Annotated in this window: 13 protein-coding genes; 2 read left to right on the top strand and 11 right to left on the bottom strand. The window is 52.1% G+C overall.

Features of this window, described 5'->3' with window-relative positions; translation table 11 throughout:
* The first annotated feature begins 187 nt into the window (after positions 1 to 187).
* Positions 188 to 1492, top strand: coding sequence for a transglutaminase-like domain-containing protein (locus BM123_RS00245; RefSeq protein ID WP_090164803.1), 1305 nt, complete (start codon positions 188 to 190; stop codon positions 1490 to 1492).
* Between the two features lie 38 nt (positions 1493 to 1530).
* On the opposite strand, the gene BM123_RS00240 is transcribed toward BM123_RS00245, so the two are convergent.
* Positions 1531 to 2112 (bottom strand): GNAT family N-acetyltransferase, encoded by a 582-nt coding sequence (locus BM123_RS00240; RefSeq protein WP_262490437.1) that lies wholly within the window; start codon positions 2110 to 2112, stop codon positions 1531 to 1533.
* A 131-nt stretch (positions 2113 to 2243) separates the two neighbouring features.
* On the bottom strand, positions 2244 to 3878 hold the full coding sequence (locus tag BM123_RS00235) for an acyl-CoA carboxylase subunit beta (protein ID WP_090164801.1): 1635 nt from the start codon (positions 3876 to 3878) through the stop codon (positions 2244 to 2246).
* 190 nt (positions 3879 to 4068) lie between these two features.
* On the opposite strand from BM123_RS00235, the gene BM123_RS00230 reads away from it, so the two are divergent.
* On the top strand, positions 4069 to 4299 hold the full coding sequence (locus BM123_RS00230; RefSeq protein ID WP_090164800.1) for a hypothetical protein: 231 nt from the start codon (positions 4069 to 4071) through the stop codon (positions 4297 to 4299).
* Positions 4300 to 4661: 362 nt separating this feature from the next.
* On the opposite strand, the gene BM123_RS00225 is transcribed toward BM123_RS00230, so the two are convergent.
* From BM123_RS00225 to kdsB, 9 genes are all read right to left on the bottom strand, one after another.
* Positions 4662 to 5147: an HNH endonuclease signature motif containing protein gene (locus BM123_RS00225; protein ID WP_090164799.1), complete on the bottom strand. Its 486-nt coding sequence runs from the start codon at positions 5145 to 5147 to the stop codon at positions 4662 to 4664.
* A gap of 507 nt (positions 5148 to 5654) precedes the next feature.
* On the bottom strand, positions 5655 to 11564 hold the full coding sequence (locus tag BM123_RS00215) for a T9SS type B sorting domain-containing protein (RefSeq protein ID WP_175489195.1): 5910 nt from the start codon (positions 11562 to 11564) through the stop codon (positions 5655 to 5657).
* Between the two features lie 68 nt (positions 11565 to 11632).
* Positions 11633 to 12586 (bottom strand): PorP/SprF family type IX secretion system membrane protein, encoded by a 954-nt coding sequence (locus BM123_RS00210; protein ID WP_090164797.1) that lies wholly within the window; start codon positions 12584 to 12586, stop codon positions 11633 to 11635.
* 308 nt (positions 12587 to 12894) lie between these two features.
* On the bottom strand, positions 12895 to 13968 hold the full coding sequence (locus BM123_RS00205; RefSeq protein ID WP_139211702.1) for a hypothetical protein: 1074 nt from the start codon (positions 13966 to 13968) through the stop codon (positions 12895 to 12897).
* Positions 13969 to 14275: 307 nt separating this feature from the next.
* Positions 14276 to 14887, bottom strand: coding sequence for a hypothetical protein (locus BM123_RS00200; protein ID WP_090164795.1), 612 nt, complete (start codon positions 14885 to 14887; stop codon positions 14276 to 14278).
* Positions 14888 to 15039: 152 nt separating this feature from the next.
* Positions 15040 to 16611 carry an ATP-binding cassette domain-containing protein gene (locus tag BM123_RS00195; RefSeq protein ID WP_090164794.1) on the bottom strand — a complete coding sequence of 524 codons (1572 nt, stop codon included), beginning with the start codon at positions 16609 to 16611 and terminating at the stop codon, positions 15040 to 15042.
* A 57-nt stretch (positions 16612 to 16668) separates the two neighbouring features.
* The gene (locus BM123_RS00190) at positions 16669 to 17145 is read right to left on the bottom strand and encodes a type I restriction enzyme HsdR N-terminal domain-containing protein (RefSeq protein WP_090164793.1); all 477 of its coding nucleotides are present in this window, start codon (positions 17143 to 17145) and stop codon (positions 16669 to 16671) included.
* The gene (locus BM123_RS00185; protein WP_454557401.1) at positions 17111 to 17707 is read right to left on the bottom strand and encodes an acyl carrier protein phosphodiesterase; all 597 of its coding nucleotides are present in this window, start codon (positions 17705 to 17707) and stop codon (positions 17111 to 17113) included. Before BM123_RS00185 ends, BM123_RS00190 begins: the two co-directional genes overlap by 35 nt.
* Positions 17708 to 17751: 44 nt before the next feature.
* The gene (gene kdsB, locus BM123_RS00180) at positions 17752 to 18486 is read right to left on the bottom strand and encodes a 3-deoxy-manno-octulosonate cytidylyltransferase (RefSeq protein ID WP_090164791.1); all 735 of its coding nucleotides are present in this window, start codon (positions 18484 to 18486) and stop codon (positions 17752 to 17754) included.
* Positions 18487 to 18529: the final 43 nt, after the last annotated feature.

Genomic DNA, 18529 nt, shown 5'->3' with positions numbered 1-18529 from the left:
CCTTTCCTTTTTGGCCGGGGGAGTAGGATTATTAGGATTAGGGTAGGATTTTTAGGATCTCATGATAGCAGTTAGGCAATCCTATTAATTCTATCAAAATCCTGGTAATCCTAATCTATTGGCTTTGACGGGGTTGGAAAGCCTGTTTCTTTTTTGATGCCCAATAACTTCTTATACACTAAGACTAATGAAGAGATTAATTCTATTACTCGTAGCATTTATATCCTTGGAATCTTCTTTGTGTGATGCCCAAAGAATTGTTTCCCTGGCACAATCTTTTACCATACAGCCATTTACCACAGGAAAGATAGAATGCCTACTGCCTGAATCTCGTCCGGGGAAGCAAGAAGCAATTACCCTGAAGTATAATCGCCAGCCAGATGACACACTTCGCAGACAGGGTGGACTACTAGCTGTTTGGAACATTTCCCGAAGCACTGAATTGCAGGAAATAATTGTTTTATCTACCTTAATCCTTACCGAAAATTCATTGAGGAAATCAAATTCTGACTTAACTGTAAATGAAGATGACATTGATATGTCAGCCTTTCTTCAACCTGAAGAAATGATTCAGTCGACTGATAAAAAAATAGGTGAAGTCGCTACAAAGCTCAAGGGTGAATCTAAACTTGAGACCATTGAAAACGTATTTGACTTTACGCGTAACCACTTGGAATACAACAACTTTTATAGTGAGCGCCAAGGAGCAAAAAAAGCGCTAAGGAAAGGTAGAGGGGATTGTACCGAATATGCAGAGTTGATGATTGCGCTTCTAAGAAACCTTGGTATTCCGTCCAGGCTGGCCATGGGGGCGACCATAAAATATAAAGGCCAAAAAAGAATTGAGTTTCATAACTGGGTAGAAGTTTATTTCGATAATCGAGGTTGGGTTAGTTTTGATCCCACCTGGGCTGATCATGAGAATGTTTTTACGACATTTGAGAAAATGGAAAATAGGTACATACTTCTGGGATACGGGCATTCAGCTAGTGCTTTCAGAAGGTGGGCGAGTGGCAGCGGATATGGAATTGCCTATGATGCTAATTGGGAAGACCCCACTGATCAAATAGAGCTTAGGGCCCAGTTGGCAATTTTAAAGGACGAAATTAAGTCAGCTCACAGATCGATTGATACTTTACTTGCTTACCTGCCTGAAAGGTCACAATACCTCGCCTTCAAGGCTGAAGCCTATATGCGAGAAGGTAAGTTCAGTAAGGCGTTACCTTTTATTCAGCTTTCAATCAGAAACGTTAAACAGGAATGGATGAGGCCCCTCTGCGAAATGAACCTGGCCAGATACTTTGCGAATACTCAGCAGGAATCCGCAGCTATGGATCTCTTACTGGAAATAGAAAAAAGAGATTCTTTTTATGCGGTTAAGGTGCTAGATGATGCCCTCTTCAGTACTCTAAATGATCGGGAAAAATTTAAACAGCTATTAGAAAGAGGTGAAGTCGCTAAAAAGAAATTTTTAAATAAGCAAGTTGATTGATGCACCTGCGTTGAATTTAGGTGCCCAAATAAGCTTTGTCAGAACGTGTTTATCGAGTTCCCCACCAGATCAAAAACATCAAGCTTAATATCCTTTACTGGATTATTCAAATAATCCTCCCTAAACATACTCCATATCATCAGGTCTCTTTTTTTGCCATAAGAATCCAGGGAGCGATCTCTTAGGGTTGCTTCATGTATATATCCCAGTTTTTTGGGTACGTTTTGACTCCGAAAGTTGTTAGATGTGCAGCGTATTTCAATGCGTTCCAATTCTTCTATCTCAAAACCCACTTTGGTTAACGCTTTAGCAACCTCCGTTGCGTAGCCCTGATTAAGGTGGTTAGCGTTAATCCAGTAACCAATTTCCCGGGCATTTTCGCCAGGGCCCGTATGTAGACCAGAGGAGCCAATCAAAATGGTTTCTTCTGGGTTGAATATGCCATAAACGTAGTCAATCCCCAAGTCGAACTGCCCCCGGTATTTCCTCATTCGATTGACTTTAGCTTCCAGATCTTCCGGTTCATTCATTGCCCAGGTCATCCAGGGCTTCAGGTGCTCCAGGCTCTCGTCAATGGAGGCTTTCAATAAGGCAGCGTCCTCCGGCTTATAGCAGCGGATGACGAGTCTTTCTGTTTCTATTCTGTAGGCTTTTGCGAGTTGCGTGGTATTTATATAGATAATTGTAAGCTAACCAAATATCAGTGAGCTAAATCAAGAATCCAAAATCGAGAATCGAGAATCGAGAATTGTTAGGTCTGCAAAACCCCCATCTTCCAGTCCGCCACTGGTGCATGCGTGGCTGCTTCGATTCCTGCTGAAATCCAGTTTCGCGTAGTACGCGGGTCGATGATTTCGTCGAGCCAAAGGCGAGCGGCAGCGTAGTAGGGGCTGGTTTGTGCGTCGTAGCGATCGGTGATTTTTTTGAGCAGCGCTTCCTCTTCTGCGGCAGAGACAACCTCGCCCTTCGCCTTACGGCTGCCGACCTGAATCTGCAGCAGCACCTTCGCAGCCTGGGCTCCGCCCATGACCGCCAGCCGGGCCGTGGGCCAGGCCAGCATGAGCCTCGGGTCATAAGCACGGCCGCACATGGCGTAGTTACCCGCACCGTAGCTATTGCCCATCACGACGGTGAATTTCGGCACCACGCTGTTCGCCATCGCGTTGACCATCTTCGCACCATCCTTGATGATGCCGCCCTGTTCGGAGCGGCTGCCCACCATGAATCCCGATACATCGTGCAAAAACACCAACGGGATCTGCTTCTGGTTGCAGATCATTATGAAGCGGGCGGCTTTGTCGGCGGAGTCAGAATAGATCACGCCACCGAACTGCATTTCTCCCTTACCGCTCTTGACGACCTCACGATTGTTGGCGACGATGCCGACGGACCAACCGTCAATGCGGGCGTAAGCGCAGAGCAATGTCTGTCCGTAGTCTTCTTTGAATTCCGTGAACTCTCCGCCGTCTACCATCGCCGCCAGCAGCTCACGGCCGCTGTAGGGCTTGGCGCGGTCAGCGGGCAGTACCTTCAGTAGCGCATTGGGGTCTTCGCTGGGGAGTTTGGGCTCCGCCCGGTCATAAACCGTAACGACCTTCTCGGGCATCCGGCCTACGAGATCGCGAATCTTTTCCAGGCAGGCACCGTCGTCTTTACATTTATAGTCAATTACACCAGAGACGGAGGCGTGCATCTCTGCGCCGCCCAGGTCGGCGGCATCTACCTGCTCGCCAATGGCGGCACGTACAAGGTAAGGCCCGGCCAGAAAGATAGAGCCGGTACCTTCCACGATCAGGCTTTCATCAGACATAATCGGCAGGTAAGCGCCACCCGCTACGCAGCTGCCCATAACGGCAGCAATCTGTGGAATGCCCATAGCGCTCATCTTCGCGTTGTTGCGGAAGATGCGGCCGAAGTGCTCCTTGTCGGGGAAAATCTCGTCCTGCATCGGTAAAAAGACTCCGGCACTATCTACGAGGTAAATGATCGGCACGTGGTTTTCCATGGCGATTTCCTGGGCGCGGAGGTTCTTCTTACCGGTAATGGGGAACCAGGCACCAGCTTTAACCGTCGCGTCATTAGCTACAATCACGCAGAGACGGCCCTGAACACGTCCGTAGCCGGTCACTACGCCGCCGGCGGGACAACCGCCGTAGCCTTTGTACATCTCGTAGCCGGCAAAGGAGCCAAACTCCAGAAAGTCTGTATCGGGATCGATCAGCGCATCCACCCGCTCCCGGGCGGTTAGTTTTCCTTTGTCGTGTTGCTTCTTGATGCGCTTGGCACCGCCACCTTCTTTGATTTTTTCCAGTCGGTGTTTCAGCCGGGAAAGTTGCAGGTGCATCTCATCTTCGTAAGCTGCGGCGGTTTGTTCTTTTTTGGTCATGATCGGAGGGGCTAAAATTTTTGTGGTAGGCCGTTGGTTAGTCGGTTGCCGCAAGTTAGTTTTTCTTAGGCAGATTATTGAACATAGTAATTCTATCTTTTTTCGTGCTGGGTTAAATCGGTTGAGGTACTGCCCACAGTACCTCAACCGGAATCAGCCCGTTCAATACCCAAACTAGTATCTTCGCGCTATGCAAGCTTCTATCTTTCTACTTGTCCTTGAGGTTCTCCTCTTTGCCCTTGGCCTTTATCTCTATCTGTTCGCCCGGGGAGTTCTCTCCTTCGGAAGCGACGAGTCAAAAGCTCGTGCGGAAGAATTCCGCAAGGGTAACGCACTCTGGATGCGACTGTTGGGGCTGGCGCTGGCAGCCATAATGGCGATAAACATTGTGGTGCACGTAAAAGAGATGATGGCTGCTTGATTGATCAAAGGAACCTTAGCGTCCCGCAGTATTGCGGGACCTTCGAGCGTTCCGGTTGTAGCCCATGCCTCCCCCAAAACAACAATCGGCCGCCAACTTTCGTCAGCGGCCGATTTACCGTGCCCGGAACGGGAATCGAACCCGTACTTCCACAATGGAAACTGGATTTTACTTACCATCTACGACTTTCGTCGCCGCCTAAGCTCCTTGGCGTTTGTGGTCTGGACTTTATCTTCACCATAGGCATGAATGCCGTTAGGTGCTCGCCGTCAAGTCTCTACACTTTCCCCGCAGTGTTGTGGGGCTTAGCTCGGTATTGGCATCAATGTCACCATTGAAGCGTTCACCGAATTTGACGAGTTCTACTCCGGGAATTTCTTCCCGGGCAACCCAATGTTTCTACCTCGATAGTTATCCGTGAGGGCATGACAGTTAGGACAAAGAAATTGCAGATTGACAAGTCTATTGTCATGTCTATCTCCGTTTACATGGTGAAGTTCCAAGGGAATCTCTTCGCTCAACCACTTCGTGTTTTTGCAAGATTCGCAAACACGTTTCTTTATCTTCTCTTTCAATAACCTACGCTTAAGTTTGTAAGGTTGATAACTCGAGTTCTTCACCATAATCTCAGACAAAGGCTTTTTGGGATTCGGCTTAAATTTTAAACCAACATTCCATCCTTGACCACGAAAATGGGAAGTATCAATGTTCCAATCCTTAAACTTCTGCTTAAGGGTAGTGTAATTTCCTCCGGCAGCTTTAATTTGCAGCATTCTGCAAACCTGGGCAATACTAAACGAAGCAGTAACAGCGGCTTGTAGTTCTTGTTTTGTGTATTTGTAGCGCATGCTTCAATATACAAACAAAAAGTATGAGCAAACAAGGCCGCAATCTGAGTCCAGCGCGTCTACCAGTTCCGCCATCCGGGCGGGTAGGCTGCAAAGGTAATTCTTTGTGGGATATTGCCAAGAGAAAAGGTCATGAGTTGTGCAAGAAGTTTCAGCCGCAGCCGCAGGTGCAGAGTGGGGTAGAGGAGCAAGGCCCCGGTCTCCACGCGCTCCCGCGCGTGAACGGGCTAAGTACGCTCCGCGTACGCGCCCCTGAATCATTGCTCCTCAGCGCGGGGACCGCGCTAAGCCCGTGCACGCGCGGAGCGCGTGGTGACCGGCAAAACCCTGCACCTGCGGCCCCGCGCCCAAAAAGAAGGCAGCATTCAGGACCGTACCTGAATGCTGCCTCCAACCCGCAACCCGCAACCTGCAACCTGCAACCTGCAACCTGCAACCTGCAACCTGCAACCTGCTAACCTGCAACCTGCTAACCTGCAACCTGCTAACCTGCAACCTCCAACCTGCCTACCGCACCACCGTCACATCCCCCCGGATGATTTCACCCTCGCCCACGTTCAGGCGCAGAATGTAGTAGTAGGTGCCTTCGGGAACGGGCGTTCCACCATTGCTAGTGCCGTCCCAGTCGTTGTTGTAGGGCTTGGCTTCGTAAAGGATGTCTCCCCAGCGGTTGAAAATGATGAGCTCGTTGTCCGGGAATTCGTCCGGGCGAAGGTTGAGGATATCAAAAACGAAGATATCGTTCATGCCGTCGCCGTTTGGCGTGAAGGCATTGAACACCGTCGGGTCTGAGCCATCCGCACTGGCGCGGATGGTCAGCGTCGCCTGGTCACATAAGCCTTCACAAACGGTGCTACAGACTTCGTAATCCACCGTCGTAGTAGAGGTAAGCCCCAACGGCGATTCAAAGGTGATGTTGCCATTGAGATCAATGGTAATTTCGCCAAATCCAGGCTCGGTCAGCAGGGTAACCTCTACCGGACCGGTCCGTTGATCATTGAGCAAGAGATCAATCTGTCCGATGTTGTCATCGCCGATCACTTGAAGTACATCATCGTTGGCCGTCGGGCCTTCCTCCGGAGAAACCCGGAGGGAATCAGAACTGTAATCAGGACAGCCCGCGGCGGAAAGCGTCCAGACCAGGTTGATGCCTTCTCCTAACTCCGTAATCGTGGCCCGATTGTTATCTACCGTGAATACGGCGCCGTCATCATTATAGGAAGTCCAGACTCCCGTCGTACCGGCGGGCAAATTGCCTTCCACTACCGTCGGGATTTCACAAGTGGTGAAGCTGGCGGGCAGCATAGCCGCTTCCTGATCAGCAAGGGTGACCGTTGTTCGACTGGTGTCCGAACAGCCGTTGTTCAGGTTGGTGACGATGAGCTGGTAGGTGCCGGGGCCGGTAACGGATGGTCGTGCCACATCTGTTCGGCCAACAAATGCTCCACCATCCTCCGCACTCCAGGCGTAAATGATGTCTCCTCCGGGTTCGGGCGAACTGCCCGTTCCGTCCAGTTGAGGGGTGTCTCCACATTCCGCTTCAATCGGATCACCTGCCTGCGCAAAGGGTGTATTCAAGGCCGCTGCAACGGATACGGTATCCTGCACCGTACAGCCATTGATGTCGGTGACGGACAACTCATAGTCACCTGGGCCATCCACCGAAACGATGAGGGAGCCCGTGGCCGGTGTGATGTTATTGCCATCGAAACTCCGCCAGCTGATGCCCGAAGGATCCGTGCCGTTGAGGTTAGTATCAGAGGCGTCCAGGGTGATCGTTGCGTTGTTGCAATCGAAGCTGTCAGCGGGCATAATGACGATACTGGCGATGCTGTCGATCAGATCGTCGACCCGAATCGGGACAGTTGTTACACAGCTGGTGGCCGGGTTAATAACTACCGCATTGTAGGTGCCACCGGTGGTGACAGTAATCATCTCTACCTGCTGGGGAATGTCTTCAACGCCGGGAGGGCCAACCCACTGAATGGTGTAGTCGTTAGGCTGGTCTGCGATGGTGATACCAATGGTGGTTTCCCGGGTGTCACAGTCCAGTTGCTCGCCTTCTATGGCCGTTACCTCGGGGAATACCCGGGAATCGGTGACTTCTATATCGCGGAAATCTTCACAAAGGGTCACGTTATCCAATACCGTTAAGCGGTAAACGCCTGCCGTACGTACGGTGAGCGTATCATTGCCCTGTTCCGATGGCTCCTCACCGCCGGAGACGACACTCCAGGTGTAGGTGTAGCGGCCTCCGCCTTCTCCAACGGATGGTTCAGCGTCAATGACGGCCGGGCCAGATTCACAGCTGATATCAATATTGTTGCGGCGGAAGGCAACGAAGGGTGGGTCAGACTGGTCGTCATCAACAAACACCTCGTCGGTAGCTACACAGCCCGTGGCCCGGTTGGTGATGGTTACCGTGTGAATTCCTGAGGTGCTGGCCGAAGCAAAGCTTTCGGTGCTGATTTCACTGCCGGAAGGATCATTCCAGACGAAGTCGTAATCATCGGCAAATTCTGTCTCCACGCGAATACGAACGGTGCTGGGCGAACAACCCAAGCCACCAATAGTATCGGCAAGTGTGTATGTCGGGAACCCGCTGGGAGCGGAGAGGACGATGGAGTCACTGGCGCTACAGCCAGTGATGGCGTCCGTTGCCGTGAAGAAGTAGGTGCCGGGCTGAGTAACAACGACCGTCTCGGCGGAGCCCATCGGTACTTCTTCCCCGTCGATCGTCCACTGGAAAGTCAGGTCGTTACCCGTAGTGCTGGTGGCACTACCCGTAAGTTGAGCGTCGTCTTCACAGGCAATTTCCTTGTCTTCACCGGCGTCTACGGTCGGTAGGACGGCTTCTCCGACGACGATGTCGAGGCTGTCCCGGCATTCTCCGTTAGAAGCAAAAACCCGGTAGGTACCAGGTAATACTACCCGGGCCGAAGGATTGGTTACGTCCGTTACCACCACTCGGCCATCCATGGTTTCCCAGAAGTAACTGGTGGAGGCATCTACGTTTTCAAAAATGGGCGTCAGCGTAGTCGTGTCGGGGTTACAGCTGATACTAACCGGGCCGCTAGCCGGAGCCGTAATGGTGGGCACGCCTGAGCTGGGTACAACCGCTACCGTATCCATGCGGGTACAACCGGTAGCCGGGTTGCTGAGCTCGACTACATAATTGCCCGTTTCATTGACGCTCAGGGAACTTGTCATGCTCAACACAGCAGCTTCTCCCTGGCGGGTCCAGGCATAATCGATGCCATCTTCAGCTGCGCCAGTGGTTAGTTCTACGTCGTCACCATTACAGTTCAAGGGCACCTGAGTAGGTAAAGAACTGGAAGGCAGGATGATTTGATCTCTAACGATCAACTGAGCCGTATTCGAACACTGCAAATCGGTGAAGGTCACCGTCAGACGGTAGCGACCGCCACGGTCAGTACTTTCCTGCGCGTTAGTACCTACGGTATCTAAGGGAGTCCCTTCACCATTGATGCGTTCCCAGAGGTAGCTGACGTTGCCACCTTCGCTGGAGCCAGCGGCGTCGAGGACAACCGTTTCGTTGTTACAGTCAATGATGAGCTCATCTGGCACCTCTGCAACGGGGCGGTTGATGCCCAACACCTCTACGGTGTCGATGGCACTACAACCACTGGCACTAAAGACCTCCAGGAGATATGTGCCGGGTTCACTTACGGAGGCTACGACGTTTCCGCCTCCGCCAACATTGCCGCCGCCAACGTTTCTGGTGGTGCCGTCTCCCTGAACGATAAACAATTCGTATGCCTCACCAATATTATCGCGCCCATTAATCAGCGCAGTCTGAGGGTCGGCACAGCTGAGCGTTCTGTCTTCGCCGGCGTTGGCAAAGGCGGCATTATCCTGATTTACCCCAATTTCTATGCTTCCTTCAAGCGCTACGGTACCGTTAGCGTTGTAGAGGACGTAGTTGGTTGTTCCGGGCAAAAGACCGTCTACGGAGCCGTTATTACCGAGCCGGACGGGGTTGTCCGTGCGGATGAAGACATCTTCATTATTGGGGCGGGGAGCTACTTCAAATCGAATGCCTCCGTCGTCGGCATCACTACAGCTGGCGTCGACGGCGTCGATGCTGATCAGGATTAACCGGTCATTGAGGCAAACTTCTCCTCCCTGGTATATGATGCTACCGTCTCCATCATCGGTAACGGTGGGAGGGGTAGCAGCATCTTCAGCCGTAAGATCAAAACACTCGTCCCGGTTCCTTGCGTTGAAGCAAAGGCTGAAGGCCCGGAACTCAACGGCTCCTCCGGCATGAGATACGCCTGCTCCTTCGCTGTCAAAATTAAGGGTGATGATACCCACACCCGTTTGACTCAGGTCGAAATCAGCAGTGTTCAGTCCTGGCCAGTTACTACCACTGATATTGATGCTGCTGAATTCCACCAGCGTTGGATCAAAGTTAAACTGAATGTTAGCCGTCTGGATATTGACAAAGTTCTGCGCTAATACCGGTACACAGAAGTTGTCTCCAATGTCTCCTTCCGTATCTTCAATAGTAATGCCAAAGCCGTTTGGGAAAAGCACACAGGCTTCTCCGTTAAATACCTCTACGGGCACGGAATTACCTTCGCTTTCGGTGGTGACAACCTGGTCAGCAATGAAGCCTCCGTTACCGAGCAAATCACAATCCCCGGGTGTTGCCCCGTCTTCTGCCAATAAGCAAAATGAGCCAAGTGATGATCCATCCGTAAGTGTAATCGGGGCTCCGCTATAGTCCAGTCGATACAGCCCATCGGCTAACATTGTAGCCGTCACGCCCGCAACGTCTGGGGTGAAAGCATCAAACTCAAACAGGAAAGCGCTGTAGGTTACAAATATGCTAAAGGAGGTGACGTCCGTGAAGCCATCAACTTCCAAATCAAAGCAGTTTTGCTGAGTAGAGCTGAACCCAATGGTTGAAGGGTAGCGGATGGCTACACCCTCCGGCTTCTGAATGGTAATGGCACAGTTAGTGGGGTTGAGGCCACGGAAGGGGCCGTCCGTGTTTCGAATATCGTTTCGGAAATCTGCAATAGTCACCGAGCTGGTGCCACCGAATCCAATGGCGTTGAAACAAATTTCATAGATTAGGTCTCCTTCATTTACGGAAGGACTCTGGCTGCCAACGGCGTCCCAATCAAAACTCAGAACTCCATTGTTTACTCCTGAATCGTCAAAGTCATCACCAATATTAATGAATAGGTCAGGATTGCGGGCTCCAATATTGGCAAACTCCAGGATGCTCGGGTCCCACTTAATGAGGTAATCAATATCAGTCATGTTCTCGAAGTCGTCTCCGGCACGAATGGCGACACAGAAACCTTCGTCACCAAAGTTTACAGGCTGATCCGGGCAGTCAACAACAACGTCAAATCCGTCTGGGTTACAATCGTCGATGATCAACCGAATACCTTCCTGAACTACGGGTATAGCGACAAGTCCAGGGCCATCACCGTTAGCTTCAACGGGGCGGGTTCCGCCCGAACTGGTGGGGATTTCTCCGATATTGATATCGGTTCGCCCCCGACATTCTCCAATGATCTCAAAGCAAACGGTTACCAGAGAGGTTCCTGGATCAAGAGATTCCACCAGGTCTCCAAAGGGAGCCCAGACCCCATAAAAGGCATCACCGTCGAATAGGTTATAGCCACCATCTGAGTTTTGTGGCAGGTCCGTGTTCGCCGTGGCAGAAATCACTTGTAATACTGTATTATCAAATTGAATTCCGAACTGGTAGCCCTTGAGGTTGTCAAAGCCAGATTCTGCAACTACCTCCACGCAATAGGTGTCTCCGGGTTGGTAGATGCCTTCTTCATCGGTAATGGTCAGAATTAATGGACTCACACCAACGGTTACTGAGCCCTGCTCAATACCAGGGAAACCACCGACATTACAGGTGTTTCTCCGGTTAAAGGTGATGTCTACGCTGTCGTCAACACCGTCAAAAGGGTCATCGTCCGGTTTGTTGAAGAAGCGAACAGGGTGTTGAGTGGCAATCGGGCCGCTAACATTGTAACAAACCTCAAAGAGGATTGCGCCATCATCGAGCGTAACAATCGGAGCCGTTTCACAGTCCTCTCCATCGAGGTAGGTTCGCCAATTTACGGTGATGAGTCCGGCCGGAAGGTAGGTGCTCAAGTCAAAATCTTCCATACCAAAACCGGGAAGGTCCGGATTCAGATTCTGGACCCGGGAGAAGGTCAACGCTCCTCCATCTTCCGGCTTATCGGTCTGCAGGGCAAAGCCAAACTCAATCGTTGCGGAAAAGTCAATCACCGAGATGGGTAAACAGACCTCCGTATTGTTATCGGCCGCCAGATTAGGAAGAATGAAAGTAGTAGATACCTGAGCCGTAAGAGCAGTGCCAAAGGCCAGGGTAATGATAAGTAGTAGGTACCGCATGGGTAAAATTCTTGAGATCGTGGGATGTAAGATGTACGGGGAGCTTTGGAGCATAAAATGGCCGGCGTTTAACGGCTAAGTGCTACGGCCAACTGGATTTCGTGGGTGCCACCAACACTTGGGCCGAAACTCTGGAAGGAGTAATCAAAACCGTAGCCTACCCGGAAGTTGGTGTCTGCATTATAGGACTGACCAACGTTGATGCCCGCTTCAAAGTGAAAATTACCCGCCGTGCTCATACCAAAGCCAATGTAGGGAGCACTGGGAAGTTGATAGCGCAGGTTAACGTCAGCGTTAAACGGAGCACCGTCTACGTACTTAACCCAGGTGCTGACTTCCAGGTAACTGTCCGCTCCGGTAAACCAGTACCAGCCCGCCATACCGTAGTAGTGGCGAAGGCGTTGGATCTCAAAATCCCCGGCATCGTTCTGAAAGGTCAGGTCAAAACCAAGAAGCTGGGGAATGGAGACTCCTCCGTAGAACATATGGTCGCCAGTTAAGCGATAGGCGTACACACCCAGACCGATATCCGGGTGACTTTGGCTTTGGTCAACACCGCCGAGAGGGTCACCAACGTCACGAAGAATCAATTCACTGGACCGAACCCGGTAGCCAACGTAGCCTGCTGACAAACCAACACTGATGCCGCCTTGTTCCGGATCCGGGCTCAGGACCGTTCCAATACGACCGTAAAAACCGGTGTAACCCGTAGGCCCCGTTTGGTCGTTAAGCAGGTAGCCTCCTGCCGTAATGGTCGCCCCGCTCTGGTAAGGGTTAATGTAGGAAAACCGGATAGATTGCGTCTCCGGAGTATTTTCCTGGCCAGCCCACTGGCGCCGATAGTTGGCGCCAACTGACATATTATAGCCGTAAGTAAGAAAATCACTTTCCAGCGCTGCTGGATTTATCAGCGTCGCTGCTTCCCTATACTGGGTGAAGAGAGATAGTTGCTGGCCGAAAAGGTTACCGGCACCCATCAGCGCCAGCAATAACCCAAGACAAAGGAGTCGGGTATTATTCATAAACAGATTTTTTCCGTCCGGGGCAATACGGACATGGGATCACGATTCTTAAATGGGCGGAGCTGCGTCGGCCTACGTATTGCAGAACGATCACCTTCGCCCGCTATTGTCAACGGTCGTAAGTGTTTACTAAATGGTGTTATTCGTGGAGACTAAGGAGGCAAACCGTGGGGGAAGGGATCCGTTTTGACTCTTCTCAAAGTGGGGGCAAAAATACTATTATTTTTTTCAACTAACCGTTAAGACCGCCCTGGTTTAGGAAGCGGGCCGGTATAAGGGGTAAAGGGACTGATCTGACGGGAATAGTTTTATTTGCAGGAGCCGGATTGACGCTGGTAAGCCTGCAAATGCACATATTTCATCTGGCTGGTCTCCTGACGATGCCTGGCGTTGACCAGTTTTCGTTCGGCTCGATTCTTCGAAGAGGCACTCTCCCGACGGTGCCGCCTGCGCAGAATTTTCAGTTCCATGCGCTGATCTTTTCGCAAGGCCCGGGCAGCCATGCGGCAGCCCAGCGGTTGACTGCTGGTGAGCCGGCTGGCGGTTACCAGCGGTGCTTCGGCGATAGCGGCAAAGACACTGTAGGCACAATAGGGCTTTTGCGGTAGCTTTCGCGTGTTGGTTCGTTGTAACGTTTGGTTACTGATGTAATTGCAGATGGCGGGCCAGTTGCTGAATCGTTCGTCGGCAAATATCTCTTCAAAGGCATAGATGACTTCACTAAAGAAAATGCCTCCATCCCGGCTCATGAAGGTTTCGTACTCCCGGTCAGAACTCACCAGGTCTACAACTTTGGTGTAGCCCGGCTGATCAGCAAATAAGACTTCGTAGGGACGGGAGGATCGCGGACGTGCAGCCAGTCGGTTCTGGGTTGGTCCGCTATCCTGTGGCTGGCCGGGAGGAACCTGGTAGTTTTGTTGCGTAGCATTGCAGGCAATAACAATATTCAGCAGTACGCTTGGGTTTCGTTCGAGTAATCTCAGCCGGATGTCGTCGCCTTCCCGAGCCGTGTCATATCCGGTAAAGTATAATTTAGGGAGTTGATTGGTACTGTTGGGGGTGCGGAATCCATGACCGGCATAGACAAAAAGGACGATGTCCCGTTCCTGATAGGAGAGTTGGTAGTCAATAACGAAGTCCAGTGCTTCGGCACTGAAGCTCATCCCGTTAAGTCGGTAATAATGAACGTCTGAAATACCAAGAGCCGTCTGAATGCGATCCACCTCGCGGGCAACGCCGTAATCAATACTGCGACAACCTTCACGGATCAGAAAATTCGGGCTGTTATCATCAAGGAGTTGAATAACGTGTATGTGGCGGGTTTCAGCGCTGAGAGCGGCAAGGAACAGGCTGGCCAGGCACAGGAGGAGTAGTCTCCGCAAGAGCATGAGTTAGGGGTTACCGGATGTGTGAAGTAATAAAATCGGGGAAGTGACAAAGGAACGGTTACCGGCCGGTGCTTATTTTACAAAAGGAAAATTTTGGGCGGGGCCGCAGGTGCAGAGGAATGTTTTGCGGCAGTGTGCCGGCCACCACGCGCTCCCGCGCGCGAAGGGGCTAAGCACGCTCCCGCGTGCGTGCCTGAAAACAGCTGTCCTCAGCGCGGGGACCGCGCAAAGTCCGTACACGCGCCGGAGCGCGTGGTAGCCGGGGAAACCCCTGCACCTGCGCTCCGGCGCCCTGATTCCGTCACCCTTTCTTCCAGACTTCAAACCATTTTTTACCGCTGGCTTCCCGCTCCTTTCGCTTTTTCTCTCTGTTTTTCTCCCGCTGCCGCTGTTTCTTGTCTTTGCGGTTAGCCCGCTCCTTCTTCTTGTCCCAGATAACGTTGCGCTTGGCGATCACGTAACGGATACTGATACCCGTCTGGGCGTATAAGAGGGAGCTTCCCCCTCCAACATTGATGGCTGGTTTGAAATCGTAAGAGAGATTGAAGCCGGCAAAGGTAGCCTCAATGCCCACTACGCCATCGATGCCCACCGGGCCACCGATTTCTTCTCCGGTTTCCTTGTCCAGCTCGTTGTTCCAGCCAGCGTGAACGCCGGCACCATAGAAAAGATTCAGCCGTCTGCTTAAGAGAGGACGGTGCTGCTTGCCCAGTAGGGTAAAGGAGCCTTCGTCCCGTTGCAAGCTGGACTGCAGGATGCCTTCCAGCACAAAGTTTTTGTGCACCTGTGGTACTCTAATCTGTGCCGTTGCGCCCCAGTCCGTTCCCAGGCGCAGGCCTAAAGAGGCGTCATAAGATTGAGCCGTCAGGAATAGTGGAAATAGCCAGGAGGCGAGAAGAATTTTCTTGATCATGCTTCTACAAACGGTATTCCGGGCGGTTTTGTGTACGCCGCCTTAACATATTTACTTTTTCGTAAGGATTCTCCGTTTTATCATGGTGGTAGTACCCCAACTAATCAATTGTGAATTACTACTATACTATCACTACAACCTTTACGATCATATTATTCTTTAGTTGCCACCAGCCGTTTCCCCATCTCACTTTCCGGTTTAGCCAGTACCTGGCCAGCCGGGCCTTCTTCCACTATTTGTCCTGCTTCCATTACCAGAACCCGATCGGCGTATTGAGCCACCAGCTTAAGGTCATGGCTAATGAACAACAGTCCTATATTTCTTTCCTGGCGAATGGTGTTGAGCAGTGCCAGGATATCTTTTCGCAGCGGGACATCTAAGGCGGACACCGCTTCGTCGGCAATTAAAAGTCCAGGCCCTGCAGCCAGCGCTTTGGCGATAGCCACCCGCTGTCGCTGCCCGCCACTCAGGGCCGCCGGAAGTCGCTCTCCGTATTCCGTAGCGGGTAAGCCTACGGCTGCCAGCAAACTTTCTGCCGTGTCCTGACTCCTCCCCAGCTGAAGGACCTCCCGGAGAGCCGTTAATACCGTATGGCTGGGGTTGAGCGAACTGAAAGGGTCTTGAAAAACAAGCTGAATGTTCCCGTTAGCCGGCGGCTTTATCTCCCCGCTGAGCTTAGGAACAAGGCCCGCCAGGCAACGGGCTATACTACTCTTACCACAGCCGCTTGGGCCAACCAGCGCGACCCATTCTCCGCAATCAACGTGCAGGTTTACGGACCTGACGGCTAATAACTCCTCCGGCAAAGACCAGGGCCAGGCGGCTCTTCCCCGGTAGGAGACCTTCAACTGGCTAACGGTCAAAGCGGAAGCCGCCGGGGCGGGAGAGTGGTGCTTCGCCTTTACCAAAGTCCTTGGTACTTCTTTCTCTTCTCCCGGAACCCGAAAGAGCCTTGACCTTTCTTCCGGGCTATCAGTGATCAGTTCTTTTGATTTTCCTTCCCGTATGATCTTTCCGGATCGCATGACCAGTAATCGATCAGAAGTACGACGAAGTACGTCCAGGTCGTGCGTAATGAAAACCGTGGTCATATTCAGCTCCCGCCGGAGGCGGGCCAGCAGATCGAGGATACCGGTCTCTGTGATGGTATCCAGAGCCGTAGTGGGTTCGTCAGCGAAGAGGATTCCTGGTTCCGCCAGCAAGGCCAGGGCAATGAGCAGTCGTTGCCGCTGGCCACCGCTCAGTTCGTGAGGATAAGCGGACAGAATTCTGTCGTGCTGTTCAGTTGGCAGCTCAACGCGGGCCAGCCATTCTCTAAGATGGTGTTCTCTTGCCTCTGTGGTGCTTATGCCGGGGAGCAGTTTTTGAATGGCCTCGGTAAGTTGTTTGCGAACCCTGTGCACGGGGTTCAAAGCCGTAAGCGGCTCCTGAAAAACAAGGCTTATTTCTTTGGCCCTGAAGCCGGACCATTCCTTCTCGCTAAGAGCGAGCAAGTTGGTCTGTTGCCCTTCTCTGGAGTAGTAGTTTATACTGCCCCTTATCACCTTCGCTTCCGGAGGTAACAGGCCGAGGCAGGCCAGGGCAGTCATACTTTTTCCCGAGCCGGAAAGACCAAGAACTCCCAGCTGCTCTCCCGCTTCCAGTGTAAAGGTGACACCGTCCACAACCGGCGGATTATCTCCGAAGGCAATGGTTAAGTCCTGAATGTCCAGAATGAGGGGCATGGAGGTAAAGGTAGTGGGTGATGGGCGTTCGGCTTCGAACTTGCGGTTGACCTGTCTCTACAACCACTCCGGAACTGCCGTCAAAAAGCGGTAGTCTTTGGCCGCGTAATCTATTTCCGCCACGTAGCTTTCTCTACCGTTGGAGATCATCAGGTAGGGCACCTTTATCGGGCCATTGTAGTTGGCGGCCTGGCGGAAGACATCCGTGGTCAGCGGAATTTTCGGTGCTTTGCACTCCACCAGCAGAAAGGGGCGCATATCGGCGTCAAAAATCAGGATGTCCGTCCGGCGGGATTCCGAATTAACCGTAACCCCTCGTTCCACCGTTATGCGGTTACGGTTGTAGCGCATATCTCCGATAAAGAAATGAAGGAGGAGCTGGCGAACAAATTCTTCCGGCTGCAGCACCAGCCATTTCTTTCGGATGTTTCCGAAGACAAGTCGCTTGTTCCCTTCCTGCTTCACGTTTAGCTGAGAGCTGAAGCGCATCAGCTGGAGATTAATCGGTCGGGGTGGCGTCGGGGCGGTAGGCATTAGCGAGAGTTTGCAGTCTTGGAAACAAGGCCAGGAAGGTCTGGTTGAACTCTTCATGAAAATCAACGAGGGTATCATTGATGCCTTCCAGAAGTTCTGGTTTGCTTAAGCGTGGCTCCAGGCGGCCGAATACTTTAGCCATGCCCTCTCGGCTGGTGTAGAGCCGAAGCCAGTCATCCTTTACCATTTGGTTGACATAGCCGCGTACCCGCTCATTCATTTCTTCCCGCCTGCCGTAGAGGCTGGCGTAGGTTGATTGAGTGAACTCACTGAAAGGTGCCGGACCGAATTCTTCCCAATTTCTCCACAAATGATAGTCGAACCCGATGTCGGTTATAACACCGGCATACCTGCCGTGCCTGGGCTTGAGGAGTTGGTTGAGGGCTCTGACGTCTTCGTCATGATCGGTAAGCGAGTCAATGGCCCGGTGCATATGGATGCCCCGTTTGATGGGTGGAGGCAAGAGGTGAACCCTGGCGCCCTTTACGAAGTCACCCAGAAAGTTCCCCACCTGGAGGTCCGGTTCAAAATAAGAAAGCGTAAGGTGGGCGAGGAAGTTGATACAATTGGATTTTGCCTGGACTGCAATCTAACACCAAAGCGCGACTATTTTAGTTTAGCCTCCGCTTTGCGGAGGTCTTCCGGTGTGTCAATGCCATAAGCAGGCAGGTCGGTAAGCGCTACCTGGATGGGGAAGCCGGCTGCTAACCACCGGAGTTGCTCCAGGGATTCATCGCTCTCCAGCTTACCTTTTGCTAAAGCGGTTAGCTGCGGCAAAACTTTCGCGCGGTAGGCGTAAATGCCAAGGTGTTGCAAATGTTTACCTTTCTGCACCCATTGCCCCACTGGGACATCGCGCAGGTAAGGGATGGCGTGCCGGCTGAAATAAAGCGCCCGCCCGGTTTCATCCCGTACGACCTTAACCACGTTAGGGGAAAGTAGCGCCCGCTCATCCGTTATTCTGTGCGCCAGGGTCGCGATGGCCAGGCTCGGGTCGCTAAAGGGGCGTACAACTGTTTCGATCTGACGGGGATCAATGAAGGGCTCGTCTCCCTGAATATTGACAATTACGGAAGCGTCCGGAAAGGCCAGCGCTGCTTCCGCTACACGATCGGTCCCGCTGGGGTGATCTTCTTTGGTCATCATGGCTTCGCCACCAAAACCAATTACGTGGTTAAAGATCCGGTCATCATCCGTCGCCACCACCACTTTGTCGATGGCAGAGCATTCCTTCGCCCGTTCATACACCCTTTGAATCATTGTTATTCCCGCAATAAGTGCGAGTGGCTTGCCGGGAAACCGGGTGCTGGCATAACGGGCGGGAATGATGGCAATGGTCATGTAAGAGATGGATTGACGGGCGGTAAAATTACGTCCTGTCAGG

The organism is Neolewinella agarilytica, assembly GCF_900110645.1.
GTDB classification, from domain to species: Bacteria; Bacteroidota; Bacteroidia; order Chitinophagales; family Saprospiraceae; genus Neolewinella; species Neolewinella agarilytica.
Note: the sequence above shows the minus strand (reverse complement) of the source record. Positions and strands in the feature narration are given on the sequence as shown.

What these genes read in the sequence shown, in the direction of transcription:
- BM123_RS00235 (WP_090164801.1), bottom strand. Translation starts at nt 3,878, where the DNA reads ATGACCAAAAAAGAACAAACCGCCGCAGCTTACGAAGATGAGATGCAC.
- BM123_RS00245 (WP_090164803.1), top strand. Translation starts at nt 188, where the DNA reads ATGAAGAGATTAATTCTATTACTCGTAGCATTTATATCCTTGGAATCT.
- BM123_RS00230 (WP_090164800.1), top strand. Translation starts at nt 4,069, where the DNA reads ATGCAAGCTTCTATCTTTCTACTTGTCCTTGAGGTTCTCCTCTTTGCC.
- BM123_RS00225 (WP_090164799.1), bottom strand. Translation starts at nt 5,147, where the DNA reads ATGCGCTACAAATACACAAAACAAGAACTACAAGCCGCTGTTACTGCT.
- BM123_RS00215 (WP_175489195.1), bottom strand. Translation starts at nt 11,564, where the DNA reads ATGCGGTACCTACTACTTATCATTACCCTGGCCTTTGGCACTGCTCTT.
- BM123_RS00190 (WP_090164793.1), bottom strand. Translation starts at nt 17,145, where the DNA reads ATGCCTACCGCCCCGACGCCACCCCGACCGATTAATCTCCAGCTGATG.
- BM123_RS00210 (WP_090164797.1), bottom strand. Translation starts at nt 12,586, where the DNA reads ATGAATAATACCCGACTCCTTTGTCTTGGGTTATTGCTGGCGCTGATG.
- BM123_RS00195 (WP_090164794.1), bottom strand. Translation starts at nt 16,611, where the DNA reads ATGCCCCTCATTCTGGACATTCAGGACTTAACCATTGCCTTCGGAGAT.
- kdsB (WP_090164791.1), bottom strand. Translation starts at nt 18,486, where the DNA reads ATGACCATTGCCATCATTCCCGCCCGTTATGCCAGCACCCGGTTTCCC.
- BM123_RS00200 (WP_090164795.1), bottom strand. Translation starts at nt 14,887, where the DNA reads ATGATCAAGAAAATTCTTCTCGCCTCCTGGCTATTTCCACTATTCCTG.